The sequence below is a fragment of the Streptococcus sp. 27098_8_76 genome, from assembly GCF_041432315.1.
GTDB lineage: Bacteria > Bacillota > Bacilli > Lactobacillales > Streptococcaceae > Streptococcus.
Map to the genome: position 1 here is coordinate 110,584 of NZ_JAPVZI010000006.1, position 24,862 is coordinate 135,445.

The following is a 24,862-nucleotide window of genomic DNA, read 5'->3' on the forward strand; positions in this document are numbered from 1 at the left end:
TCATCTGAAAAAAATATTCTAAAACCCATTATCATCTCTTGACGCTCTTTTTCCAAAGCAGTATAATAGCACTTATTGAAATTTTCAGAAAAGGAAAATACCATGTTTACAAAATTAAAACAGACTTTTATCGGTCGTCCTCTTAAGTCATTAACTGAAGGCGAAGGGGGACTACTGGGAAAAATGCAGGCCTTGGCCATGTTGTCAAGCGACGCTCTATCTTCCATTGCCTATGGGCCTGAGCAAGTAGTCCTCGTCTTGGCTAGTCTCTCTCCTCTTGCGATATGGTGGAGCCTTCCTATCGGCCTCTTTGTCCTCCTGCTCCTAGCTAGCCTGACCGTCTCCTACCGTCAAATCATCCATGCCTACCCTCAAGGGGGAGGGGCCTATATGGTTACTCGAGAAAATCTATCTCCCGAACTTGGCTTAATCGCTGGAGGTAGTCTGCTAGTTGACTACATGCTGACCGTAGCGGTATCTGTTTCATCTGGAGCGGACGCTATCACAGCAGCTCTCCCTGCTCTACACCCTTACAACCTCCATATTTCCATTTTTCTAGTTTGCTTGCTCATGCTCTTGAATTTACGGGGCTTAAAAGAATCTGCCAGTTCACTGATGATTCCTGTCTATCTCTTTATCATCAGTACTGTCTTTCTCTTGCTCTACGGAATCTTTCAACTAATGACAGGGTCTCTCAGCTATCAGGCAACTTCACCTATTGGGCATGCTGTTCCGAGCCTGTCTATCGTTCTCATTCTAAGAGCTTTTACCAGCGGATCCGCCTCTCTGACAGGAGTTGAAGCTATTTCAAATGCCGTTCCCTTTTTCAAGGCTCCAAAAGAAAAGAATGCCGCTCAAACCTTGACCATTATGTCACTGATTTTAGGTTTTCTTTTTGCAGGCATTACCTTCCTAAACTACTGGATGGGGATTATGCCTCAACACGGAGAAACTATTCTTTCACAGATGGCTCAAGGCATCCTTGGCAATTCCTTCTTAGGACACCTTGGCTATTATATATTCCAATTCTCCACAGCCTTGATTTTGGCCGTAGCTGCAAATACTGGCTTTTCGGCCTTCCCTATGCTGGCTTACAATATGGCTAAAAACAAATACATGCCCCATCTCTTTATGGAAAAAGGAGACCGGCTAGGCTACTCCAATGGAATTTTAACTCTGGCTTTTGGTGCTATGATTCTTCTTCTCATTTTTAATGGCAATACAGAACGCTTGATTCCTCTTTATACTATCGGGGTCTTCGTGCCCTTCGCCCTATCTCAGACTGGGATGATTCGCCATTGGAAAAAAGAAAAAGGGACAAATTTCTTAAAACCTGCCCTTGCCAATATCCTTGGAGCCATCATTTGCTACGCTATCGTGCTAATCCTGCTCTTTTTCCGTCTCAGTGATATCTGGCCTTTCTTCCCGATTATTCTCGTACTCACCCTACTCTTCTTGGCAATTCACAGTCATTACCAAAAAGTAGCCCAACAACTGCGACTCTATGAAGGAGTCGAAAAACGTACTTATGACGGTAATCTGGTTCTGGTCCTAGTAGGAAATGTCACCCGAGTCAGTGTCGGAGCCATTAACTACGCTCAAAGTATCGGTGACGAAGTCCTAGTCATGCATATTTCTACCAAGGAAACCGCAGAAAAAGACCAAGAAATTCTCCAAGAATTTGCCGATTACTTCCCAACCATTACTCTGAAAAATATCAAGACCAGCTACCGCGACATCATCACCCCTACTGTCAAGTATGTCAAACGAATCTCTGAGGATGCCCAGAAAAAGAACTATACAGTCACTGTCCTGGTACCCCAGTTTATCCCTAATAAACCTTGGCAAAATATCCTGCATAATCAGATGAGTCTCAAACTCAAATATGCCCTTCGTTGGCACCAAGACGTCGTTGTCGCTAGCTACTCTTATCACTTAAAAGAATAAAGAAAAGGCCCTACCAGAATCAAAAGCGTCTGGTAAGGCCTTTTTCTGAATCCAGCCACTATGCTTATACTCAATGAAAATCAAAGAGCAAACTAGGAAGCTAGCCGCAGGCTGCTCAAAGCACTGCTTTGAGGTCGTAGATGAAACTGACGAAGTCAGCTCAAAACACTGTTTTGAGGTTGCAGATAGAACTGACGAAGTCAGCTCAAAACACTGTTTTGAGGTTGCAGATAGAACTGACGAAGTCAGTAACATACCTACGGTAAGGCAACGCTGACGTGGTTTGAAGAGATTTTCGAAGAGTATTAACTGAAAAGCATGACTAGGAATATCATTGAATGTGGTTAGCTAAATCTTCCTGAGCTTTTTTATTTGACTCAGCTTTTTCTTTTAGCCATTTTTCATAGAGTTCTTGGTACTGTTTAGCAGTTACTGCCTCTTTTTGCAGTTCAACATATTTATAGTTGTCAGCATCTCCTTTGTGTCCAACGAATGAGAATGGACCTGTAAACGGCACAGTCTTACGGAAGATTGGGTTGGCTCCACCACTTTGAACTGGTAGGAAGAGGGCGCTATCTGTCAACCAAGCTTGGGCTTCAGCATATTTTTCATAGCGAGCTTGAGTATCTGTGATTTCCGCATCAGCCTGATCCAAGAGTTTCTTGTAGTCAGCAAGACCAATCTTGTCCTTAACTTCCTTGTCTTTTCCTTCAGACAAGCCCATGTTTTTCAACTGAGAACCTGTCTCTGGATCAAGGATGGCTAGGTAAGTCTTAGGATCTGAGTAATCTCCACCCCATCCTGAGATGTCGATGTCGTAGTCTTTTTGTTCTGCTGTATCTGCAAAGTAGGTTGCTTGGTCTTTTTCATCTGGAGAAAGTTGGATAACGTCGATAACTACATTCTCCTTACCAAGAGTTTCTTCCACTGTTTGTTTGAACGATCCAGCCTGTTGCACATCCAACTTAGCAGTCTGGTCAACTGGCATATCCAAATGAATTGGGAAGGTTACTCCTTGAGCTTGCAGACTTTCTTTGGCCTTAGCAAACTTCTCTTTGGCCTTTTCAGGATTCAAGAAGGCTTGCTTACCATCGTTTAGGTTGATATTTGCCCAATCTTTACCGTAGTTGACAATTTTCTCATTGACAATATCACCAAAGTTCTTATCGCCAACTTGGACAAAGTTACTTGGTGTAACTGTGTTACGCAAGATACGGTCTGCTCCATCCTCACCATTTGTCTGCGCTGCATAAGCATGACGGTCAAAGGCAAAGTTGATAGCCTGACGGAAATCTTTATTTTGCATAGCTGCGCGTGAATCTGTCTTTTCCTTATCAGACTGTTTCATAGTTTGCTTGTAGCTTTGACGATTCACGTTGAAAAGATAGTAGAAAGTAACTGAGTTTTGTGGTGTGTAGGTAATCTTGTCCTCATTCCCCTTCTTGAGTTCAGCAAAGACTGAACTTGTTGGGAAGATACGTCCGTCTGTGTAGTTGCCTTCCAAAAATCCTCTCGCCAAACTATCTTGGTCAGAACCGTCAAAGAAAGAGAGTTTCACTTTCTCAATTTTGACATTGTCCTTATCCCAGTAATTAGGGTTTTTGTCAAATTCAATCAAAGATTTTGATGAGAAAGATTTAAACAAGTAAGGACCATTTGACAAGATACTTGATGGTGTCACACTTCCAAAGTCATCTCCCTTAGACTTCAAGAAGGCTTCATTTACAGGATTAAGGATACTTGCTGTAGTTTTAGAGTTCCAGTAAGTCTCAGGTTGGTTGAGGGTGTACTGTAGCGTGTAATCATCCACCGCCTTAACACCGACAGTTCCAAAATCAGATGATTTCCCTTCAACATAATCTGCTAGCCCCTTGATAGAGTCTTGCACCAAATACAAGTTTTCAGCCTTTTTATCCGCCGCATACTTAAGACCAGTCACAAAGTCATGAGCTGTTACATCCGCATACTCTTCTCCTTCAGAAGTGTACCATTTAGCTCCCTGACGAATCTTATAAGTGTAAGTCAAACCATCTTTTGACACAGTCCACGACTCAGCCATAGATGGAATGAGATTGCCATACTGGTCATTTTCCAACAAACCATCAATCAAGTTGGTTGTGATACTAGATGTTGAGTCTCGTGTAGAGGTAATATAATCCAAGGTATCTGGGTTGCTAACAAAGATATAAGAGTAAGTCTTGTCTGCACTACTTGATTGGGAAGACCCACATGCCGCTAGAGCTAGACCTGCTGTCAAAGCCATAGCTCCAAAAAGCATAACTTTTGATTTCTTCATGATTATTCTCCATTTTTACAGTATGTGAAATATTATACACCATTTAAGCAAAAATATAAAGCCTTTTTGAACTTTTTTACAAAAATAAAAATCAGTAGACTCGAGTTCCTACTGATTTTTGTTATAGTTCGTTTGGATTATGCAGCCAAAACTTTGCGTCCTTTACGACGACGAGCTGCCAATACGCGACGACCGTTTTTAGTTGACATACGGTTACGGAATCCGTGTTTGCGCGCACGACGAAGTTTACTTGGTTGATAAGTACGTTTCACGATGAATACCTCCTCATAGATTTTGTATTCGTTTAGCCGGCTATAAAGTGATCAGTTACTAAACATACTTTACTATTCTATCTGATTCTTTCACTTTTGTCAATAGCTCAAGGCAAATGTTTCCAGCTTTTTCAGATGTAAGCCCTATCTGCGATACTGTTTCAAGAAACGAGTCATTTTTTCTTGGATTTGGGCTAGTTCATCAACACGAGGAAGATAAACGATACGGAAGTGGTCTGGTTCCTGCCAATTGAAGCCTCGACCATGAACCAAGAGAACCTTTTCCTGCTTCAAGAAATCAAGGACAAATTGCTCATCATCATCGATACGGTACATATTGCGGTCGATTTTAGGGAAGATATAGAGCCCAGCCTTGGGTTTAACGGCAGACAAACCTGGAATATCTTGAATGGCATTGTAGATGAAATTTCTTTGCTCGTAAATTCGTCCACCGGGAAGGAGCAATTCATCGACCGACTGGTGGCCACCCAAGGAAGTTTGTACGACTTGTTGGGCCAAAACATTAGAGCAAAGGCGCATATTGGACAGCATATTGAGCCCTTCGATATAGCCTTTTACATGTGCCTTAGGTCCAGACAAGACCATCCAACCCACACGGAAACCAGCGATACGGTGGGATTTTGACAGACCATTCATGCTGACACAGAAAACATCTGGTGCTAAGCTCGCCACAGGCGTATGCACATGTTCATCCATTACCATGCGGTCGTAAATTTCATCCGCAAAGATAATCAAATCGTTTTGACGGGCAATCTCAATAATCTCCAACAAGAGTTCCTTAGGATAAAGGGCTCCAGTTGGATTATTTGGATTGATAAGGACGATTGCCTTGGTATTGGAAGTGATTTTTGACTTGATATCGTCAATATCTGGGTACCATTCTGCAGCTTCATCACAGATATAGTGAACGGCATTTCCTCCAGCTAGGCTGACAGCCGCTGTCCAGAGAGGATAGTCTGGCATAGGCACCAAGACCTCATCCCCATTGTCCAAAAGCCCCTGCATGGACATGACAATCAGCTCACTGACACCATTTCCAAGGTAGATATCATCAATATCTACATTTGGGAATTTCTTCAATTGGCAATACTGCATGATGGCCTTACGGGCTGAGAAAATCCCTTTGGAGTCAGAGTAACCTTCACTATCACGCGCATTCATAATCAAGTCATGAATGACCTCATCTGGCGCTGTAAAACCAAATTCTGCTGGATTTCCTGTATTCAGACGTAAAATCTTTTCTCCGTTTGCTCGCATTCGCATGGCTTCTTCCAAAACAGGGCCACGGATATCATAAGCAACATGCTCTAACTTACTAGACTTGTTATATTCTTTCATCTTGTTTCCTCAATTCGTCAGGATAGTAACATTATACCACTAGAAAGAGAATGCGACAAGTTTACTGAAATGGGTTACTAGGTTCGGATAGAAGAAAAACCTCACTAAAAGCAAGGTCAAGACAGGGGAGATAGCAGGTATTTTGCCAAAGACAGATCACATACCAAAAGATAAACCTAGAAAAAGCAAACCTAAAAAAGAGTCATAAAGAAGATTGAACATGAGGAAAAGCCCCCATATCATCAAGTAACCCCAGCGACCACTTCGTTTTGCAACCAGAAATAAGATTAGATGGTAGAGTACATGAAAGACTAAAAATCCGATAAACCCTGGATAAAGAAACGGTACCAGACTCTCTAATTGCCAGATCATGACAACTTCTACCAAGACTGAAACTAAGATGATTCCATAATAAAGGAAATTTGATTTTTTTGTTTCTTGAAAAGAGTTTTTCATCATTCTCCCTCCCTTCACTTCTTTCCTGCTGTCCTTTCTTTTATTTTATCATATATTTATATAGATGTTAAGCACTAACATTCTTTTGAAAAATACTTTTTTTGCTTTACTTCTATAGTGAAAAGGTTTACAATAATAGTAAGAAAATTTCAGGAGGTTTCATTATGGCACAACGTTACCAAAATATTATGGTCGCAATCGATGGTTCTAAGGAAGCAGACTTGGCTTTTGTCAAGGGAGTTCATTCTGCTCTACGAAACGACGCTAAACTCACCATCGCACATGTCATTGACACACGCGCTCTCCAAAGCGTATCCACCTTTGATGCTGAAGTTTACGAAGAACTCCAAGTCGACGCTGAAAGTCTGATGAAAGAGTACGAAAAACGTGCTAAAGATGCTGGGGTGGCAGATGTTCATATCGTCATTGAAATGGGAAATCCAAAGACCCTACTGGCACGTACTATTCCAGATGCAGAAGAAGTGGACCTCATCCTCGTTGGTGCAACTGGTCTCAACGCCTTTGAACGCCTCTTGGTCGGTTCTTCATCTGAATACATCCTCCGCCATGCTAAGGTTGATTTGCTGGTGGTGAGAGAACAAGAAAAAACCTTATAATCACGAAGAAAAGGAGCCCCCAGCTCCTTTTTATTTACTTTTTGTTTACGATTTATTTCTCTCTTTATGGCGTTCATAAGCCTTGAGCTGGCGCTGCAGTTCCTTTTTAATAGCAGGTTCTGGAGCATATTTTTCTTCCCAATCATCTGGTTTTAAGATTTTATGGGTCACTGGATCAAAATGAGCCTTGCCATCTGGAAAAATTTTCCCCATATTAGCCTGATGAACAATATCAAAAATACGTTCTGGGTCCACCCCCATCAAGACAAAACTACCGTAGGTAAAGTAAAGTGTGTCAATCAAGGCATCCACTTGCCCTACCAAATCTTGCTGAGCAGGCGTCTTCTTAGCTACTTTATCTGCCGCCTTATCAAGAGCCTGATGAAGTTGCGATAGAGCTTGACCAAAGTCCTCTTCAGAAGGACTGGCTGCTCGAACAAACTCCACCAATTCTTCTATTTTAAAGCCAGCCCTGTGGGTTGCACCTTCTAAATCCCAAGCTCGAGGTTCTTCTTGGGTTCGTTCATCCATCATGTGGTGGAAGGTCTTGACCTTATTGAAATGATAGTCACGGCTGACAAAGACTTTTTCCGAAGACAAAACACCAAAATGTTCCAAGGCCTTGTGGATTCCGTCTTGCTGATTGCTAGTGGTGATGTGCTTGGCAACTTCCTTAACACTGCTACTACCATTTCCCATAGCGACCGACATACCGACACCAGCCAGCATTTCAAGGTCATTATCTGAGTCACCAAAGGCCATGACTTGGTTGAGGTCAAAGCCATATTCTTTCCCAACTCGGCGAATACCTTCCAATTTAGAATTTCCCTGATTGATGACATCCGCTGCAAAAGGATTGCTACGTGTCAATTTCAAGTCTTCAAAATCAGCTGCCGCCTTCTCAGATTCTTCTGGTGTCATCAGCATCAAAACTTGGTAGATAGGCTGATTCATCAGATGAAGCAGGTCTTCTTCCTTTTGGGGAACAACCTTGCTGACCATACGATTAAAGGAATGACTCACTGTCCGAGTTAAAACAGAGGGAACGAAGCGACTGATTCGTTGGGAAAAAGAACCCAAACCAAAGGACATGATTTTAGAACCTAGCATGGCATCCTTGGTCCCTAATGCAATCTCCTTGCCCTCTTTTTTAGCATATGTAATGAGCTGGCGCAAATGTAACTTGGAAATTGGGCTCGTGAACAAGACTCTGTCTTTAGTAAAGATATACTGGCCATTATAGGTTACCGCAAAGTCCAAATCCAAATCGTCCATCAATTCCTTAACAAAAAAAGGTCCTCGCCCTGTCGCTACACCAACCAACACCCCTTGTTCTTTGACAATCTTAATCGCGTCCTTAGTGGATTTCAAAACACTCTTGCGATCGTTGACCAAGGTTCCATCGATATCAAAAAAAACAGCTTTGACTTCCATCCTATCCCAATCTCCCCTTTTGTGATACAATGATTATACCACATTTCAGAAAGAGTGAGTAAATCATGCCTAAGAAAATCCTTGTTTTACATACAGGTGGGACTATTTCCATGCAGGCCGATGCTTCTGGCGCTGTTGTGACTAGTTCAGATAATCCCATGAACCATGTGTCCAACCCACTTGAAGGAATCCAAGTCCACGCCCTAGACTTTTTTAACCTACCAAGCCCCCATATCAAACCCAAACATATGCTGGCCCTCTACCAAAAAATTAAAGAGGAAGCAGATAATTACGATGGGGTGGTTATCACACACGGAACCGATACTTTAGAGGAAACAGCCTATTTCCTTGATACCATGGAAGTTCCCCATATGCCTATCGTTCTAACAGGAGCCATGCGTAGCTCCAACGAACTCGGCAGCGACGGTGTTTATAATTATCTGAGTGCTTTACGAGTGGCTAGCGATGACAGAGCTGCTGACAAAGGGGTTTTGGTTGTTATGAACGATGAAATCCATGCTGCCAAGTATGTTACCAAAACACATACGACCAATGTCAGTACCTTCCAGACCCCAACACATGGCCCCCTTGGTCTCATCATGAAACAGGAAATCCTCTACTTTAAAACAGCTGAACCTCGTGTTCGCTTTGACCTTGATCACATACAAGGATTAGTCCCTATCATCTCTGCTTATGCTGGTATGACAGATGAGCTGATTGATATGCTGGATTTGGAACAATTGGACGGTTTGATTATCCAAGCCTTCGGAGCTGGTAATATTCCCAAAGAAACGGCTCAAAAATTAGAAAGCCTTCTGCAAAAAGGAATCCCAGTCGCCCTGGTTTCCCGATGTTTCAATGGTATTGCAGAACCTGTTTATGCCTACCAAGGTGGGGGCATACAGTTGCAAAAGGCAGGTGTTTTCTTTGTTAAAGAACTCAACGCCCAAAAAGCCCGTTTGAAACTCCTCATTGCCCTCAATGCCGGACTAACAGGACAGGCTTTGAAAGACTATATGGAAGGCTAAGTCTCTTCTCCAGAAAGCAAAATCAGGAAATCTTCTCGATTCCCTGATTTTTTCTATTTACGTTTTCGTGTTGAGCGACGTTCTGTCAAACCATGAGGTAAGAGAACTTCACGTTCTTCCAACTCTTCCTTGTGCATAATCTTAGTCAACATACGCATACTAATGGCGCCAAGGTCATAAAGAGGTTGGGCAATAGTTGTCAAGTTTGGACGGGTAAAGCGTGAGATTTGTGAATCATCACTAGTAATGATTTCAAACTCTTCTGGTACTGACACACCCTTATCAGCAAGACCGTTCAAGACACCTGCTGCCAGCTCGTCACCTGTTACAACTGCTGCAGTTGCATTTGATGAAATCAAGCGTTCTGCCAAGGCATAGCCATCTTCATAAGTGTATTTAGACTCAAATACCAATCCTTCGCTATAAGAAATCCCTGCTTTTTTCAAAGCTTCCTTGTAGCCAACCAAACGAACCTTACCATTGATGTCATCCACTAATGGACCGCTAATGAAAGCAATGCGCTCATTTTCTTTAGCAAGGTAGGTTACTGCATCAATCGTTGCTTGTTTGTAGTCAATATTGACACTTGGAAGCTGATGTTCTACATCCACAGTTCCTGCAAGAACAACTGGTGTCCGAGAACGAGAAAACTCTGAACGAATTTTTTCAGTCAAGTGGTAGCCCATAAAGATAATACCATCCACTTGCTTAGAAAACAGTGTATTGACCACTGAAACTTCCTTGTCATCATCCTCATCACTATTGGCAAGGACGATATTATACTTGTACATTTCAGCGATATCATCAATCCCTTTGGCAAGCGTTGAGAAATAACCATTGGTAATATTGGGGATCACAACACCGACAGTGGTTGTCTTTTTACTTGCAAGACCACGCGCCACTGCATTTGGACGGTAATCCAAACGATCAATCACCTCAAGCACTTTTTTACGAGTATTCTCTTTTACATTCTTATTGCCATTGACTACACGGCTAACCGTCGCCATTGAAACTCCTGCTTCACGGGCGACATCATAAATCGTTACTGTATCGTCTGTATTCATTTCATTCCCTTTCTATATCATACCTCACGAGACTCCAAAAAGAGGCGGTATGAAAATTTCGTTTTCATGATTCTACTTATTCCATTTTATCACTATTTGTAAACACTTTCAAGCATTTTTTGAAGATTGTTTGAAAAAAATTTCATAGAAAACTATGTTTATAAAGAAAAAATCACCTTTTCTTGATTTTTAATCCTATTTGCTGTATGATAAGGGAAAAGAAGGGGGAAGAGATATGGCTTTTACCAATACCCACATGAGGTCTGCTAGTTTTGGTATTGTTACCAGCTTGCCTGATGATGTTATTGACTCTTTTTGGTATATCATCGACCATTTCTTAAAAAATGTCTTTGAATTGGAAGAAGAACTCGAGTTTCAATTGCTTAATAACCAAGGAAAAATTACCTTCCATTTTTCAAGTCAACACCTCCCTACAGCTATTGATTTTGACTTTAACCATCCTTTTGACCCTCTTTATCCCCCGAGAGTACTGGTTTTAGATATGGACGGTAGAGAAACTATCCTCCTCCCAGAAGAAAATGACCTATTTTAATACTCAATGAAAATCAAGGAGCAAACTTAGGAAGCTAGCCGCAGGCTTCTCAAAACACTGTTTTGAGGTTGCAGATGGAAGCTGACGTGGCTTGAAGAGATTTTCGAAGAGTATAAAAACTCTAGCCTTCAGTTGCAAGTGACTGAAAACTAGAGTTTTTTCTATTTTTTCAAAGCATCATACAAGTTGCGAATCGGTTGCTTTAAGGTAGGATGGATAAAATGAGGCGCAATTTCCTGCAAAGATTCAAGTACAAAAAGGCGTTCTGCTATATAAGGATGAGGCAAGATGAGGTCGTCTGTATAAAGGATCTGGTCCTCTACAAAGAGCAAGTCCAAATCAATCAAACGAGGCCCCCAATATACTTCTCTCACCCGTCCCATCTCTGACTCAATGGCTAACAAGGTTTCTAATAGAACTGAGGCAGGCAACCATGTTTCCACCTCAACCACTTGATTGGCAAAGCTATCTTGCTCCACACCACCCCAAGGCTCTGTCGCCAAGACACTAGACTCTTTGAGAATATGGATACCACGAGATTGCATTTTCTCAATGGCTTGTTTCAAGTTTGCTTGCTTATCCCCCATATTGCTTCCTAGGGCGATAAAGGCTCGTTGCTTGCGGCGATGAATGGTTACCGAGCAAGTATCTAGTGGCAAATGCACTGGCGCCCAAGGTTTTTTCAGTTCCAACTTCATTTCTTGGACAAGAGGATAAGCCTTAAAAGTACGTTCCAAAAGTTTATAGGCTACCGTTTCAATCAAATCCTCAGTCGTTTCCTGAAACCAAGTCGTCCACTGCTGACACAGTTCTCCATAATGGACAGAAGCCGTTAAATCCAAGTCTGTAGCCGCCTTGGTCATATCATAGGATAGGATAGCTGAAACGACAAACTTCTGCCCCAATTCTTTCTCACTAGGAAAAAGACCATGATAGGCAAAAATTTCCAAATCCTTAATCTGCAGTTGATCCATAACTAGTCCTTTCTAGAAAAATCCGCTTCAAGCGGATTCTTTTTATAGTCCCATTAAACGATAAGCCTGATCTCGGAGGTCCTTATCGGTTTCAAATAGACCACGAGCTACTGTCGTCAAGGTTGCTGTACCTGGTTTTCTGACACCACGCATACTCATACACATATGCTCCGCCTCAATGACAACAAAGGCTCCTTTAGCACCTAGATACTCCATCAAGGCATCGGCCACTTCGATATTCAAACGTTCTTGAATTTGTGGTTTTTTCGAATAAACTTCAACCGTACGGGCTAGCTTAGACAAACCTGCTACACGGCCATCTGGAATATAGGCAATATGCGCTCTACCATAAAATGGCAAGAAGTGGTGTTCACACATAGTATGGAAAAAGATATCCTTTTCTACCACCATATTATCATCAATAATCTCAAAGGATTTTGACAAATGTTCCTCCGCCGTTTGACCAAGACCTGAAAAAATCTCTTGGTACATACGAGCCACACGAGCAGGTGTTTCCTGCAAGCCCTCGCGGTTAGCGTCCTCTCCGACAGCCTCGATAATCATTTTTACAGCTGTTTCAATCTTTTGTGTATCCATTTTCATTCTTCCTCTCCATCAGATAGGCTCTCACTTGGCTCAAGAAATACAAGGAACCCGTGACAATCCTAACTGTTTTTTTCTCTTCTTTTTTATCTGTCAATTTTTGCTCTAGAAAATCCTGCCAACCTTGGTAGCTGAGATTTCTAGACTTAGCTGCCTCTTCCAGCACTTTTTCATCAGTCGCCCGACTATCGTCAAAATGTGTCAGGGTAAGCTCGGTATCTGGTATTGCCCCCAGCAAATCCAACATATCCTCCAAGGCCTTGGTTTTGATACAAGTAAAGATAATTTCCTTATGATAATCCGCAAAGCGTTCTTGCAAGGTTGCCAATAAAGCCTTGATAGCATGGGGATTATGGGCCCCATCCAAAATCATCAAGGGGTCTCTATACACGACCTCCAAACGCCCTGGCCAACCTGTTTCTTCCAAGGCCTGAGCAAGCAAGTCATTACTTGCTAGTTTTCGCCCATCTTCTTGACAAAAAGTATCAAGTAAAGCAATGGCCATTCCAGCATTCTCTATCTGGTGCAAACCAAGCAGGCCAGTCTGGAAGCGACCTTGTCTGACAGCACTGGTATAGTCAAATACTTCACCCGTTACCACACTCTCTTGGTGACTGACATGATAATTTGCCCCGTAGGCAAGTCTCGGTACATCTTTCCCTTCCGCAATGCGGTCAATCACAGCCAAAGCTTCTGGAGCGATACGACCTGTTACCAAGGGAATACCTTGTTTGATAATACCAGCTTTCTGCTCTGCTATGGCTTCCAAGGTGTCACCAAGTAGGGCTACATGGTCCAATCCAATAGTCGTAATTCCTGTCAAAATGGGCTGACAGACATTGGTACTATCTAAAAGCCCACCCATGCCCACTTCCATGATAGCCACATCTACTTGCTCTGAGGCAAAGTAATCATAGGCTATAGCTGTAATTATTTCAAACTCAGTTGTCCCCTGCAAATTGGTAGCCGATTCCCCTTCCAACAAAGACTGATAGTCTGCCATGAGGGCTTCTAGTCTAGCCTCTGGGATAGATTCCCCATTGATGCTAATCTGATCTGTGTAATGAATGAGATAGGGCGAGCTGAAAACACCAACTCTCAGCCCCATCTTTTCTAGCATATTTTTCAAAAAAGCAATGGTCGAGCCCTTGCCATTGGTTCCTCCGATATGGATAACCTTGAGTTTGAGATGGGGATTGCCACGCAAAGCTAACAGTTCCACCATGCGTTCCAAGCCAAAATGTGGTTGGTCCGTCCGATAGTTAGCAATCCACTGATTATTTTCAAATTCTTTCATCTTATTTATATTGTTTTAAATCTAGATTTTCCGCTTCATCAGCCAGACGAATGGCGGAGGCAATTTCAACTGCCATCCTGTGACTAGCTACGTCATGCACGCGCACCACTTCCACACCCTGTCTCACAGCGATACTGGTTACATGAGCTGAAGCCGTATCTCGATTGCGGAAACCAAGTTCTGTCTCAGGATTGACTTCAAAACCATTCTCTTCTAGGATATTGATGACAAACCGCTTGCGCGAAACTCCAAGAAAGATTGGATACCCCTTCTGATGTAGTGTATCCAAGTCCCGTAAAAGAAGCAGATTTTCTTTCTTGGTCAGACCAAAGCCGATTCCTGAATCCAGCAGGATGTTTTCTTGTGCAATTCCAGCTTGATTTGCTCTCGCTAGTGCTCGTTCAAAGAAAGTCTCCATCAACTCTTCGATTGGCAATGTTTCAAAGTCAGCTAACTCTTCCTCTGTAAAAGCTTGTCCAAAACCAAAATGAGGAAATATGAGCGCGCTAGGGTGCTGAGGTCGCGCCATAACTGGATTAAACATAATGACTACTTTCGCTCCAGCCTTAGCAACCACATGAGCCATTTTCTCATCACCCATAAGACCAGTGATATCATTGACTAGATTGGCACCAGCAGCCAAAGCAGCCTCTGCCACCTGACTTTTCCAAGTATCAATGGAAATGAGGACATTACTTTCCTTACGAATCGCTTTAATCACTGGAACAACACGCTGGATTTCCTCTTCTATCTCAACATAGCTACTTCCCGGCCGAGGCCGAGTCGATTCTCCGCCGATATCGATCATACTAGCCCCTTCTGCTATCAATTTACGAGCCTGCTGGAGTGCCTGCTCAAGAGCAAAAAATTGACCACCGTCCGAAAAGGAGTCTGGGGTTACATTAATAATTCCGCAAATAGATGTCTTTGAATGATTGGCTTTACTTGACATATCGGTCACTCCCTCAAGGTTTTTCATCATATTATTTCTCTATTTTACCATAAAAAGAAAAAGATGGACACGATTGCATTCATCTTTTTCCCAGTAGAAACAAGTAAGCAATTGTCAAAAATCTTAAACAGAGATCCCTAATGTCCGACTCATGATCACCACAAGAGCCAATAAACAGAAGGCTACCCCATTAACAATCATGTGAAGCAAGATAGACATTTCCAAACGTTGGGTTTTGTAAGCCGTCCAAGATAGAACAATCGACATACCTCCATAAATCAATAAAGAAGGTAAATTACTTGGTTGATGCAATAAAGCAAACACAATCGTACCGACTACAAATCCCAAGTTCTCTTTTCCTCGGAAAATCTTTTTAGGAATAATCCCACGGCACAAGATTTCCTCACAAATCGGAGCAAGCAAGGCCAGTAAGAAGAAACTGGAAATCAGAGAACTATTCTGAACCATATCGTTAATCTGAGACTGGTTACTTGTTGTCGTCTCATTTGACAGTTGTAACAAGATAGAACCAAGTATATTTGACCCGATAATAACTAAATAACTCAAGCCCAAACGTGCCAAATCCTTCGCTCTAAAAAAAGAAAAATTAAAACTTGCTAATTGCGTTTTACGAGCTCCAAAAATAAATAGTGCCAAAACTACAATCGAAATACCAGCAACTATCAGTCCTGACTGCAACAGTGGTACTGCATTTAAAGTTAAAATAGCAGTAACCCCTATAGGAATCTGATATAAAATTGTCGCCAGCAAAAAGATTAACAGCCAACCTGCACGATTCAATAATTCTTTCCACATATTTTTCTCTTTCATCACCCATCTCCTTTATATTAAAAAAGGGGGAAAATCCCCCTGGGTTATCCTATTATAAGGCCATACTGATGTAGTTAAGGATAAACAAGGCATCCAAAATCCAAATCATGACATGAACATCTTTAGCTTGACCTTTGACAAGCTTAGTCAAAGTGTAAGTCAAGAAACCAACTGCAATCCCTTGAGTGATAGAGTAGCTGAATCCCATAAAGATAGATGTGAAGAAAGCAGGAACTGCTTCAGACATATCGTCCCAATGGATATTTTTCAAGCTAGCCAACATCATAATCCCAACAATAATCAAGATTGGAGCTGTAGCGGCTGTTGGTACAATCGCTAGAAGTGGGCTAAAGAAGCTTGAGATCGCAAAACAGATTGCCACGACCAAGGCTGTCAAACCAGTACGTCCACCTGCACCAATACCAGCAGCAGACTCAACATAAGTCGTTACGTTCGAAGTACCTGCGATGGCACCAATTGAAGTACCAATCAAGTCAGAGTAAAGAGCCTTGTCTAACTTAGCTGATTGATGATTTTCACCATTTGTCGCTACGATACCAACTTTTTCACCTGTACCGATCAAGGTACCAATTGTATCAAAAATATCTGTCAATGAAAAGGCAAGAATAGCCATCAGAGTTTCAGGCAAGCGAGCTGTATCTGAAATCAAAGCTCCCAAACCTTCTGAACCAAGAGCTGCACCAAAGATTGTCTTCAAATCTTTAAAAGCTGCACCAACATGGTTATTAGCAAAATCGATGCTTGACAAATCTACCAAACCAACTGCAATAGCAAGAACAGTTGTTGTCAAGATAGAGAGGAGAATTCCCCCTTTAATTCCTTTGATGACAAAGAAAATTGTGATAGCGAGTCCTGCAAGAGCCACCAAAACAGCTGGATTATTAAAGCTGACCAATCCTGGAACTGCTGAAGAGTTTGCTGCAATCGTTGCTTGAGCTTTGTCAGCCCCTTCTCCTATAGCAGTATAGTTTCCTGGATCAATCGTGAATTTCAAAAGTCCAGCATTCTTAATCCCCACGTAGGCAAGGAAGACACCAATACCGGCTGAAATAGCTGAGCGAAGGGCATTTGGAATCGATTCAATGATCATTTTACGAACATTTGTCAAGGTAATAATCAATGAGATAATTCCACAGATGAAGACCATAGCTAGGGCTTCTTGCCATGAATAACCAAGTCCGAATACAACTGTAAAGGTAAAGAAGGCATTGAGTCCCATACCTGGCGCTTGAGCATATGGCAAGTTAGCATAGAAGGCCATCATCAAGGTACCAGCAACTGCACCGATAATCGTTGCGAGGAACACACCCTGAGCAGGCATTCCTGTTTGCGAAAGAATTTGTGGGTTTACAAAGAGAATATAGCTCATTGCAAAGAAAGTTGTTAAACCAGCGAGAACCTCTGTACGAACGTCTGTACCGTTCTCTTTTAGTTTAAATAATTTGTCCATTATCAATCTCCTTTTAATTTTTACGAACAATAATAGAATTATATCATTTATCATTCACTTTTTCAATATCTTTGTTTGATTTATTTAAGAATTTGATGAAATTTCTTTTTTTGTTTCGAATCTGCTTTTCTGCCTGCTTTCTGCTATAATAGTAGACATCTTATCTGAAAAGACACTAGAAAGGTCCCTATGACGAAGAAAATTATTGCAGTTGACCTGGATGGAACCCTGCTCAACTCAGACAGTCAGATTTCTGACTTTACCAAAAAAACCATTAAAAAAGTTGCTGAAAAAGGCCATCAGGTTATTATCACGACAGGTCGCCCTTACCGCATGTCAAAAGATTTTTACCGCGAGCTAGGCTTAAACACTCCTATGATTAATTTCAACGGCTCCCTTACTCATTTACCAGACCAAGTTTGGGACTTTGAAAAGTGTTTGACTGTAGACAAAAAATATCTGCTAGATATGGTTCGACGTTCAGAGGACATTCAAGCCGATTTTATCGCTGGAGAATACCGTAAAAAATTCTACATTACAAATCCTAATGAAGAAATTGCTAATCCCAAGCTATTTGGTGTAGAAGCTTTCCAGCCTGAAGATCAATTTCAGCCTGAGTTAGTAACCAAGGATCCTAACTGTATTCTGTTACAGACCAGAGCCAGTGACAAGTATGCTCTGGCACAAGAAATGAACGCCTTCTACCAGCATCAACTGTCTATCAATACCTGGGGAGGTCCGCTCAATATCCTTGAGTGTACACCCAAAGGAGTTAATAAGGCCTTTGCTTTGGACTACTTGCTCAAGGTAATGAACCGTGACAAAAAGGATTTGATTGCCTTTGGAGATGAGCACAATGATACCGAAATGCTTGCTTTTGCTGGGAAAGGTTATGCAATGAAAAATGCCAACCCAGAGCTACTCCCCTATGCAGATGAGCAAATTTCCTTGACAAATGACCAAGACGGAGTTGCCAAAACCCTGCAAGACTTATTCTTATAGTCCATACTGATACTCAATGAAAATCAAAGAGCAAACTAGGAAGTTAGCCGTAGGTTGCTCAAAGCACTGCTTTGAGGTTGTAGATGAAACTGACGAAGTCAGCTCAAAACACTGTTTTGAGGTTGCAGATAGAACTGACGAAGTCAGTAACATATATATACGGCAAGGCGAAGCTGACGTGGTTTGAATTTGATTTTCGAAGAGTATGACCAGCTTGCGAGCTGGTCTTTGTGTTCTTTTCACAGTCTCATCAACCAGTTAATCGATTGTTCTATTTTTTACCTCCAAAACCTTGGAAAAGGCTTTCTTTTGTGATATACTTCACATATAAATACAAGAGAGCTCGTCACACTCGACTCTGTTGACACAAAATCAATCCAGTCCCGTTGTCCCTGTTCTCGGTCAATATCAAGGAGGATAGCTATGAAAGCTGTTGTTGTAAATCCAGAAAGCACTGGTGTTGCTGTTGAAGAAAAAGTACTCCGTCCACTTGAAACTGGGGAAGCACTTGTAGAAATTGAATACTGTGGTGTTTGCCACACTGACCTCCACGTTGCCCATGGTGACTTTGGTCAAGTACCAGGACGTGTCCTAGGACACGAAGGTGTTGGTATCGTCAAAGAGATTGCCCCAGATGTAAAAAGCCTTAAAGTCGGCGACCGCGTCAGCGTTGCTTGGTTCTTTGAAGGATGTGGCACTTGCGAATACTGTACTACTGGCCGTGAAACCCTTTGCCGTACAGTGAAAAATGCCGGCTACTCAGTAGATGGTGGTATGGCTGAACAATGTATCGTAACTGCAGACTATGCTGTTAAAGTTCCTGACGGACTTGATCCAGCCCAAGCTTCATCTATCACATGTGCTGGTGTAACAACCTATAAAGCTATAAAAGAAGCAAAAGTTGAACCAGGTCAATGGGTTGTTCTTTACGGTGCTGGTGGACTTGGTAACCAAGCTGTTCAATACGCTAAAAAAGTATTCAATGCTCATGTCATCGCAGTTGATATCAACAACGACAAACTTGCCCTTGCAAAAGAAGTAGGCGCTGACATTGTGATTAACGGTCTCGAAGTCGAAGATGTGCCAGGCCTAATCAAAGAAAAAACTGATGGAGGTGCTCACTCAGCTGTCGTAACTGCTGTATCTAAAGTTGCCTTCAACCAGGCTGTTGACTCCGTTCGTGCTGGTGGTCGCGTCGTCGCTGTCGGTCTTCCTTCTGAAATGATGGAACTCAGCATCGTCAAAACAGTCCTCGATGGAATCCAAGTTATCGGTTCTCTTGTTGGAACTCGTAAAGACTTGGAAGAAGCCTTCCAATTCGGTGCAGAAGGTTTGGTAGTTCCAGTTGTTCAAAAACGTCCAATAGAAGATGCTGTAGCCATTTTCGACGAAATGGAAAAAGGTCAAATTCAAGGACGTATGGTACTCGACTTCACCCACTAATCTAATAAAAACCTATTTTAAAAGTTGGAATACGCTTCCAACTTTTTTATATTAAATTTTTAAATAAGGATTCAAAAAAACTTCTCTAAAACTCAATATATCAATATTTTCAGATGTAATCTTTTTAATTATTTTATGATAAATAGTTGATTTTTAGATGAAAACGGTTTATACTTAAAAAGTCTTAAAGTTTTCTTAAACGAAAACTAAAACAAAAAAGGAGGAATGACAATAATGAGTATCGGAATCATTATTGCGAGCCACGGCGAATTTGCTGCGGGTATTCATCAGTCAGGATCTATGATCTTTGGTGAACAAGAAAAGGTTCAAGTTGTAACCTTTATGCCAAATGAAGGTCCTGATGATCTATACGCTAAGTTTAATAACGCTGTTGCTGCATTTGACGCAGAAGATGAGGTTCTAGTTTTGGCTGACCTTTGGAGTGGATCTCCATTTAACCAAGCTAGCCGCGTGATGGGAGAAAATCCTGAGCGTAAGTTTGCCATCATCACAGGACTTAACTTACCGATGTTAATTCAAGCCTACACAGAGCGCCTCATGGACGCTGCTGCAGGTGTAGAAAAAGTCGCTGCTAATATCATTAAAGAAGCCAAAGATGGCATCAAAGCTCTTCCAGAAGAGCTAAACCCAGTTGAGGAAGTAGCAAGCGCTGCAGCTGCTCCAGTTGCCCAAGCTGCTATTCCAGAAGGAACTGTCATCGGAGACGGTAAACTCAAAATCAACCTTGCCCGTCTAGACACTCGTTTACTTCACGGTCAGGTTGCAACTGCTTGGACTCCAGATTCAAAAGCAGACCGTATTATCGTTGCTTCAGATAACGTAGCTAAAGACGAATTACGTAAAGAATTGATTAAACAAGCAGCTCCAGGTAAAGTGAAAGCAAATGTTGTTCCTATCCAAAAACTAATCGACGTTGCAAAAGATCCTCGCTTCGGAGGAACACATGCCCTTATCTTGTTTGAAACACCTCAAGATGCCCTTCGTGCTATCGAAGGTGGCGTGCCAATCAAAACTCTTAATGTTGGATCAATGGCTCACTCAACTGGTAAAACAATGGTTAACAACGTTTTGTCTATGGATAAAGAAGACGTTGCTACATTTGAAAAAATGCGTGACCTTGGTGTTGAATTTGACGTACGTAAAGTACCAAACGACACCAAAAAAGATTTGTTTGACTTGATCAACAAAGCAAACGTGCAATAATCGATTTTATGAAAGGATTTTAAAGATGTCTATTATTTCTATGGTTTTAGTAGTCGTTGTAGCCTTCCTAGCAGGTCTTGAAGGTATCCTCGACCAGTTCCAATTCCATCAACCAATCGTAGCTTGTACCCTTATCGGTCTTGTTACTGGTAACCTTGAAGCAGGTATTATCCTTGGTGGTTCTCTTCAAATGATCGCCCTTGGTTGGGCTAACATCGGAGCTGCCGTAGCTCCTGACGCTGCTCTTGCTTCTGTTGCTGCTGCCATTATCATGGTTCTTGGTGGCGACTTTACTAAGACAGGTATCGGTGTTGCCCAAGCGGTTGCTATCCCTCTTGCAGTTGCTGGTCTATTCTTGACTATGATTGTCCGTACACTCTCTGTCGGATTGGTTCACACTGCTGATGCTTCTGCTAAAAAAGGTGACTTCAAAGCAGTTGAACGTGCTCACTTTGTCGCACTTCTTCTTCAAGGTCTTCGTATTGCAGTCCCTGCAGCACTCCTTCTAATGGTACCAACTGAAACCGTACAAAGCATTCTAAATGCTATGCCTGATTGGCTTAAAGATGGTATGGCTATCGGTGGTGGTATGGTCGTTGCCGTCGGTTACGCTATGGTTATCAACATGATGGCAACTCGTGAAGTATGGCCATTCTTCGCTATCGGTTTCGTGCTTGCTGCCGTGTCAGATATTACTCTAATCGGATTTGGTGCTATCGGTGTTGCTATCGCTCTTATCTACCTTCACCTTTCTAAAACTGGTGGAAACGGTGGCGGTGGAGCCGCAACTTCTAACGACCCAATCGGCGATATCCTAGAAGACTACTAAGATAAGAAAGGACTGAAAACATCATGACTGAAAAACTTCAATTAACTAAATCAGATCGTAAAAAAGTTTGGTGGCGTTCAACTTTCTTACAAGGTTCTTGGAACTATGAACGTATGCAAAACTTGGGTTGGGCTTACTCATTAATTCCAGCTCTTAAAAAACTCTACACTAAAAAAGAAGATCAAATCGCTGCTCTTGAACGCCATCTTGAGTTCTTCAACACTCACCCATACGTAGCCGCTCCAATCATGGGGGTTACTCTTGCACTTGAAGAAGAACGTGCTAACGGTGTTGAAATTGATGACGCTGCTATCCAAGGGGTTAAAATCGGTATGATGGGACCTCTTGCTGGTATCGGTGACCCAGTATTCTGGTTTACAGTACGCCCAATCCTTGGATCACTCGGTGCTTCACTTGCCCTTACTGGTAATATCTTAGGTCCAATCCTCTTCTTCGTTCTTTGGAACTTGATTCGTATGTCATTCTTGTGGTATACACAAGAGATTGGATACAAGGCTGGATCAGAAATCACTAAAGATATGTCTGGCGGTATCCTTCAAGACATCACTAAAGGAGCTTCTATCCTTGGTATGTTCATTCTTGCTGTCCTTGTTCAACGTTGGGTAAATATTAAATTTGCTTTCGATGTTGCCAAAGTTCAACTAGATGAAAAGGCTTATATCCATTGGGATAAATTGCCAGAAGGATCTAAAGGTATTCAAGAAGCATTCGCACAAGTAGGACAAGGATTGTCTCAAACACCTGAAAAAGTTACTACTTTCCAACAAAACTTGGATATGTTGATCCCTGGACTATCAGGACTACTCCTTACTTTCCTTTGCATGTACTTGCTTAAGAAAAAAGTATCTCCAATCACTATTATCCTTGCACTCTTCGCAGTGGGTATTGTGGCACATGTTCTTCACATCATGTAATCAAGCAACTTAAAAGGAATCAGGTTCTAAAATCTGATTCCTTTTTTCTATACTTTTATTCGGCCAAGGCACCCATTGGATCCCATGGTGCGAGTACAATTGGTTCTGCTTCATAGGCAGCTTGTTCTTCTGCTGTCAGCAATTCCTTACGGACAACGATTTGGTAAGTGTATTCGTCCATCCAAGCATCTGAAGCAACAAAGTAACCATCTGTACCGACCTTGTCTCCCCATGAGTTTTCAACTTTCCACTTGATTGTTTTGCCATTTTCATCCAAATCAACACCTGTCAAGACCATGGCGTGGGTCATCAAGCTTTCGCTGTAGTCCAAACGTCCAGCCTTGTCTTGAGTGAGTTGAATGTCCATGCTTGATTCAAAGTCATAAACATCTGTCGCAAGGATTCCCGCTTTACGGTTGCTGAGCTGGCCGACATCAGAACCAAACCAAACAGTCTCTCCTGCTTGCATTTGAGCAATCGCCAATTCTTTCAAGCGTTCCATAGGTACGTTGATATAGCGAACTGCACGGCTACCAACGACATTTCCCAACATCTCAACTGTGTATGATTTGCCATATGGTTTATCAGCAGTTGGAGCATTGATCACAGAAACGTAGTCTTCTAATGGAAGGTCGACATATTTCTTGTAAAACTCTTGTGGAGTGATACCTTTTTCGCTTTGGTAGTTATTGTCTTTATCACGATAAGCAAAGTCAAATTTACGTGGTGGGAGACCTAGTGACATTGCAAGGAAATTAAAAATTTCTTGCAGGAGGTCTTCTTTCTTAGCTTGAACAGTCGCTTGGCCTGCGCCAGAAGCTAGTAAGTCACGCAAGATTTGAGCATCTTGACGAAGCAATTTGTTAAGGATTGCATTTAGCTCACGACTGCTGCTAGATGAAACAGACTCAGGATAAACTGACTTAGGCACGACACCATATTTCTCAAAGAGAGAAACGACCATATCCCATTGACCGCCGTCTTGTTGTGGAGTTTGGAGTAGGAATTTAACCTTACGACTCGTCAAGTCTTGGTCTGCAGTCGCAATGACTTGCTCCAAGAACCAGTTTGATTTCTCATACTTGTCCCAGAAGAAAGTATGAGCTTGTGACAACTCAAAGTTTTCTAGTTTGTATTGCGAGATGAGCTTGTGGCGGAAAGTGTTAAGGGCTGCAAACATCCAGCAACGACCAGACGCTTTCTGGTTGGTTACCTTGTCCTTGGTCAAATCCAATGAGAAAACAGGTGTGTTATCTACATGGCTTTGGCGACGTTCTAGGGCTGCAAAAATTCCATTGTGACTAGCAGCATTTTCAATCGCTTGGTATTTTACATTTGCTTCATAGTTGGCAAATAGTTTATCAGTAAATGATTCTTGAATCGCGTTCATAGATTCCTCCTTTTATTCTACAGTCTATTATAACTCTTTTCACAAAGGAAGCAACTGAAAAACATAAAAGGCAAGGATATTCTGCCTCACCTTTTTCGAATATAAACAAAATTAAGCAATACTAGCAAGAAGATTTTCCAATTCCTCCTTGGTCAAGCGACGCCATTCCCCTCGTTCTAAGTTCTCATCCAATACTAGCGTTCCCATAGTCAAGCGTTGCAAGTCTACTACTTCCTTACCACAGTAGGCCACCATACGCTTGACCTGATGAAATTTCCCTTCTGCAATGGTCACACGGATTTGGCTTTGATTCTTTTCTGTATCTATGGACACAAGCTCCAGTCTAGCGGGTTGACAGGTAAAATCTTTGAGCGGAATGCCCTCAGCAAATGTCTCCACGTCTTCTTGGGCCATAATTCCCTTGACCTGAGCCTGATAAGTCTTGTCCACATGACGCTTGGGCGAAAGAAGAGCATGAGCCAGCTTGCCGTCATTGGTCAAGAGCAAAAGACCATGCGTGTCAATATCCAAGCGCCCTACTGGGAAAACTTCCTTGCTACGAGCAATATCATCCAGCAAGTCCAGAACGGTTCTGTGCTTGGGATCATCAGTCGCTGAAATAACCCCTTGGGGCTTGTTCATCATGTAGTAGACAAACTCTTCATACTCCAGTACTTGCCCATCAAAGCGAATCTCATCTATTTCTTCATCAATCTGCAATTTAGCTGACTTTTCTTTTTTACCATTTACCGTCACGCGCCCAGCCTTGAGCAAGTTTTTGACCTCAGTCCGGCTCCCCACAGCGCAGGCAACTAAAAATTTATCTAATCTCATAGAACTATTATATCATACTCAAAAGGAGGCTGGTTCAATGACCAACCTCCT

General features: G+C 42.1%; 23 protein-coding genes. 9 read left to right on the forward strand and 14 right to left on the reverse strand.

What is annotated here, in order from left to right; all coding sequences use genetic code 11:
- Nucleotides 1-102: 102 nt before the first annotated feature.
- The gene (locus tag O3636_RS05825) at nt 103-1,947 is read left to right on the forward strand and encodes an APC family permease (RefSeq protein WP_371642165.1); all 1,845 of its coding nucleotides are present in this window, start codon (nt 103-105) and stop codon (nt 1,945-1,947) included.
- 331 nt (nt 1,948-2,278) lie between these two features.
- Here the strand turns inward: O3636_RS05825 and O3636_RS05830 are convergent, their stop codons facing one another.
- The 4 genes from O3636_RS05830 to O3636_RS05845 form a co-directional block, all read right to left on the reverse strand.
- Nucleotides 2,279-4,243 carry a peptide ABC transporter substrate-binding protein gene (locus tag O3636_RS05830; protein WP_000748912.1) on the reverse strand — a complete coding sequence of 655 codons (1,965 nt, stop codon included), beginning with the start codon at nt 4,241-4,243 and terminating at the stop codon, nt 2,279-2,281.
- A 137-nt stretch (nt 4,244-4,380) separates the two neighbouring features.
- Complete coding sequence (gene rpmH / locus O3636_RS05835; protein WP_000831905.1) at nt 4,381-4,515, reverse strand: 50S ribosomal protein L34; 135 nt, start codon at nt 4,513-4,515, stop codon at nt 4,381-4,383.
- A gap of 144 nt (nt 4,516-4,659) precedes the next feature.
- On the reverse strand, nt 4,660-5,874 hold the full coding sequence (locus O3636_RS05840) for a pyridoxal phosphate-dependent aminotransferase (RefSeq protein ID WP_000666453.1): 1,215 nt from the start codon (nt 5,872-5,874) through the stop codon (nt 4,660-4,662).
- 156 nt (nt 5,875-6,030) lie between these two features.
- The gene (locus O3636_RS05845; RefSeq protein ID WP_371642168.1) at nt 6,031-6,333 is read right to left on the reverse strand and encodes a hypothetical protein; all 303 of its coding nucleotides are present in this window, start codon (nt 6,331-6,333) and stop codon (nt 6,031-6,033) included.
- 161 nt (nt 6,334-6,494) lie between these two features.
- Here O3636_RS05845 and O3636_RS05850 point away from each other — a divergent pair, with 161 nt between their 5' ends.
- On the forward strand, nt 6,495-6,947 hold the full coding sequence (locus O3636_RS05850) for a universal stress protein (protein WP_000079148.1): 453 nt from the start codon (nt 6,495-6,497) through the stop codon (nt 6,945-6,947).
- Between the two features lie 45 nt (nt 6,948-6,992).
- Here O3636_RS05850 and O3636_RS05855 read toward each other — a convergent pair whose 3' ends face one another.
- Nucleotides 6,993-8,381 (reverse strand): Cof-type HAD-IIB family hydrolase, encoded by a 1,389-nt coding sequence (locus O3636_RS05855; RefSeq protein WP_371642169.1) that lies wholly within the window; start codon nt 8,379-8,381, stop codon nt 6,993-6,995.
- Nucleotides 8,382-8,446: 65 nt separating this feature from the next.
- On the opposite strand from O3636_RS05855, the gene O3636_RS05860 reads away from it, so the two are divergent.
- Nucleotides 8,447-9,409 (forward strand): asparaginase, encoded by a 963-nt coding sequence (locus tag O3636_RS05860; protein ID WP_261042598.1) that lies wholly within the window; start codon nt 8,447-8,449, stop codon nt 9,407-9,409.
- A 53-nt stretch (nt 9,410-9,462) separates the two neighbouring features.
- Here O3636_RS05860 and ccpA read toward each other — a convergent pair whose 3' ends face one another.
- Nucleotides 9,463-10,473 (reverse strand): catabolite control protein A, encoded by a 1,011-nt coding sequence (gene ccpA / locus O3636_RS05865; protein ID WP_371642172.1) that lies wholly within the window; start codon nt 10,471-10,473, stop codon nt 9,463-9,465.
- Nucleotides 10,474-10,708: 235 nt separating this feature from the next.
- Between ccpA and O3636_RS05870 the strand changes: the two genes are divergently transcribed.
- Complete coding sequence (locus tag O3636_RS05870; protein ID WP_000886035.1) at nt 10,709-11,026, forward strand: DUF960 domain-containing protein; 318 nt, start codon at nt 10,709-10,711, stop codon at nt 11,024-11,026.
- Between the two features lie 161 nt (nt 11,027-11,187).
- Here the strand turns inward: O3636_RS05870 and folB are convergent, their stop codons facing one another.
- The 6 genes from folB to O3636_RS05900 form a co-directional block, all read right to left on the reverse strand.
- Complete coding sequence (gene folB, locus O3636_RS05875) at nt 11,188-12,000, reverse strand: dihydroneopterin aldolase (RefSeq protein WP_049535561.1); 813 nt, start codon at nt 11,998-12,000, stop codon at nt 11,188-11,190.
- 42 nt (nt 12,001-12,042) lie between these two features.
- A complete protein-coding gene (gene folE, locus O3636_RS05880) occupies nt 12,043-12,597 on the reverse strand; it encodes a GTP cyclohydrolase I FolE (RefSeq protein ID WP_004247172.1) in 555 nt (184 codons plus the stop codon).
- On the reverse strand, nt 12,578-13,900 hold the full coding sequence (locus O3636_RS05885) for a folylpolyglutamate synthase/dihydrofolate synthase family protein (protein WP_371642174.1): 1,323 nt from the start codon (nt 13,898-13,900) through the stop codon (nt 12,578-12,580). The genes folE and O3636_RS05885 overlap by 20 nt, the downstream gene beginning before the upstream one ends.
- Nucleotide 13,901: 1 nt before the next feature.
- Nucleotides 13,902-14,882, reverse strand: a complete 981-nt coding sequence (folP, locus tag O3636_RS05890; protein ID WP_371642176.1) for a dihydropteroate synthase — start codon at nt 14,880-14,882, stop codon at nt 13,902-13,904.
- A 93-nt stretch (nt 14,883-14,975) separates the two neighbouring features.
- Complete coding sequence (locus O3636_RS05895; protein WP_023947032.1) at nt 14,976-15,683, reverse strand: CPBP family intramembrane glutamic endopeptidase; 708 nt, start codon at nt 15,681-15,683, stop codon at nt 14,976-14,978.
- Between the two features lie 52 nt (nt 15,684-15,735).
- Nucleotides 15,736-17,154, reverse strand: a complete 1,419-nt coding sequence (locus O3636_RS05900; protein WP_371642178.1) for an NCS2 family permease — start codon at nt 17,152-17,154, stop codon at nt 15,736-15,738.
- Nucleotides 17,155-17,343: 189 nt separating this feature from the next.
- Between O3636_RS05900 and O3636_RS05905 the strand changes: the two genes are divergently transcribed.
- From O3636_RS05905 to O3636_RS05925, 5 genes are all read left to right on the forward strand, one after another.
- A complete protein-coding gene (locus O3636_RS05905; RefSeq protein ID WP_371642180.1) occupies nt 17,344-18,156 on the forward strand; it encodes a Cof-type HAD-IIB family hydrolase in 813 nt (270 codons plus the stop codon).
- A gap of 423 nt (nt 18,157-18,579) precedes the next feature.
- The gene (adhP, locus tag O3636_RS05910; protein ID WP_371642182.1) at nt 18,580-19,599 is read left to right on the forward strand and encodes an alcohol dehydrogenase AdhP; all 1,020 of its coding nucleotides are present in this window, start codon (nt 18,580-18,582) and stop codon (nt 19,597-19,599) included.
- A 234-nt stretch (nt 19,600-19,833) separates the two neighbouring features.
- Entirely contained in the window at nt 19,834-20,823 is a 990-nt protein-coding gene (locus O3636_RS05915; RefSeq protein ID WP_004258131.1) for a PTS sugar transporter subunit IIB, read from the forward strand.
- A gap of 25 nt (nt 20,824-20,848) precedes the next feature.
- Nucleotides 20,849-21,652 (forward strand): PTS mannose/fructose/sorbose transporter subunit IIC, encoded by an 804-nt coding sequence (locus O3636_RS05920; protein ID WP_000022716.1) that lies wholly within the window; start codon nt 20,849-20,851, stop codon nt 21,650-21,652.
- A 23-nt stretch (nt 21,653-21,675) separates the two neighbouring features.
- A complete protein-coding gene (locus O3636_RS05925; protein WP_033676082.1) occupies nt 21,676-22,587 on the forward strand; it encodes a PTS system mannose/fructose/sorbose family transporter subunit IID in 912 nt (303 codons plus the stop codon).
- A gap of 55 nt (nt 22,588-22,642) precedes the next feature.
- Here O3636_RS05925 and pepC read toward each other — a convergent pair whose 3' ends face one another.
- Complete coding sequence (gene pepC / locus O3636_RS05930; RefSeq protein ID WP_371642184.1) at nt 22,643-23,977, reverse strand: aminopeptidase C; 1,335 nt, start codon at nt 23,975-23,977, stop codon at nt 22,643-22,645.
- Nucleotides 23,978-24,088: 111 nt separating this feature from the next.
- Nucleotides 24,089-24,811, reverse strand: coding sequence for a pseudouridine synthase (locus O3636_RS05935; RefSeq protein ID WP_371642186.1), 723 nt, complete (start codon nt 24,809-24,811; stop codon nt 24,089-24,091).
- Between the last annotated feature and the right edge of the window lie 51 nt (nt 24,812-24,862).

What these genes read in the sequence shown, in the direction of transcription:
- O3636_RS05825 (WP_371642165.1), top strand. Translation starts at nt 103, where the DNA reads ATGTTTACAAAATTAAAACAGACTTTTATCGGTCGTCCTCTTAAGTCA.
- O3636_RS05830 (WP_000748912.1), bottom strand. Translation starts at nt 4,243, where the DNA reads ATGAAGAAATCAAAAGTTATGCTTTTTGGAGCTATGGCTTTGACAGCA.
- O3636_RS05840 (WP_000666453.1), bottom strand. Translation starts at nt 5,874, where the DNA reads ATGAAAGAATATAACAAGTCTAGTAAGTTAGAGCATGTTGCTTATGAT.
- O3636_RS05845 (WP_371642168.1), bottom strand. Translation starts at nt 6,333, where the DNA reads ATGATGAAAAACTCTTTTCAAGAAACAAAAAAATCAAATTTCCTTTAT.
- O3636_RS05850 (WP_000079148.1), top strand. Translation starts at nt 6,495, where the DNA reads ATGGCACAACGTTACCAAAATATTATGGTCGCAATCGATGGTTCTAAG.
- O3636_RS05855 (WP_371642169.1), bottom strand. Translation starts at nt 8,381, where the DNA reads ATGGAAGTCAAAGCTGTTTTTTTTGATATCGATGGAACCTTGGTCAAC.
- O3636_RS05860 (WP_261042598.1), top strand. Translation starts at nt 8,447, where the DNA reads ATGCCTAAGAAAATCCTTGTTTTACATACAGGTGGGACTATTTCCATG.
- ccpA (WP_371642172.1), bottom strand. Translation starts at nt 10,473, where the DNA reads ATGAATACAGACGATACAGTAACGATTTATGATGTCGCCCGTGAAGCA.
- O3636_RS05870 (WP_000886035.1), top strand. Translation starts at nt 10,709, where the DNA reads ATGGCTTTTACCAATACCCACATGAGGTCTGCTAGTTTTGGTATTGTT.
- folB (WP_049535561.1), bottom strand. Translation starts at nt 12,000, where the DNA reads ATGGATCAACTGCAGATTAAGGATTTGGAAATTTTTGCCTATCATGGT.
- folE (WP_004247172.1), bottom strand. Translation starts at nt 12,597, where the DNA reads ATGGATACACAAAAGATTGAAACAGCTGTAAAAATGATTATCGAGGCT.
- O3636_RS05885 (WP_371642174.1), bottom strand. Translation starts at nt 13,900, where the DNA reads ATGAAAGAATTTGAAAATAATCAGTGGATTGCTAACTATCGGACGGAC.
- folP (WP_371642176.1), bottom strand. Translation starts at nt 14,882, where the DNA reads ATGATGAAAAACCTTGAGGGAGTGACCGATATGTCAAGTAAAGCCAAT.
- O3636_RS05895 (WP_023947032.1), bottom strand. Translation starts at nt 15,683, where the DNA reads ATGAAAGAGAAAAATATGTGGAAAGAATTATTGAATCGTGCAGGTTGG.
- O3636_RS05900 (WP_371642178.1), bottom strand. Translation starts at nt 17,154, where the DNA reads ATGGACAAATTATTTAAACTAAAAGAGAACGGTACAGACGTTCGTACA.
- O3636_RS05905 (WP_371642180.1), top strand. Translation starts at nt 17,344, where the DNA reads ATGACGAAGAAAATTATTGCAGTTGACCTGGATGGAACCCTGCTCAAC.
- adhP (WP_371642182.1), top strand. Translation starts at nt 18,580, where the DNA reads ATGAAAGCTGTTGTTGTAAATCCAGAAAGCACTGGTGTTGCTGTTGAA.
- O3636_RS05915 (WP_004258131.1), top strand. Translation starts at nt 19,834, where the DNA reads ATGAGTATCGGAATCATTATTGCGAGCCACGGCGAATTTGCTGCGGGT.
- O3636_RS05920 (WP_000022716.1), top strand. Translation starts at nt 20,849, where the DNA reads ATGTCTATTATTTCTATGGTTTTAGTAGTCGTTGTAGCCTTCCTAGCA.
- O3636_RS05925 (WP_033676082.1), top strand. Translation starts at nt 21,676, where the DNA reads ATGACTGAAAAACTTCAATTAACTAAATCAGATCGTAAAAAAGTTTGG.
- pepC (WP_371642184.1), bottom strand. Translation starts at nt 23,977, where the DNA reads ATGAACGCGATTCAAGAATCATTTACTGATAAACTATTTGCCAACTAT.
- O3636_RS05935 (WP_371642186.1), bottom strand. Translation starts at nt 24,811, where the DNA reads ATGAGATTAGATAAATTTTTAGTTGCCTGCGCTGTGGGGAGCCGGACT.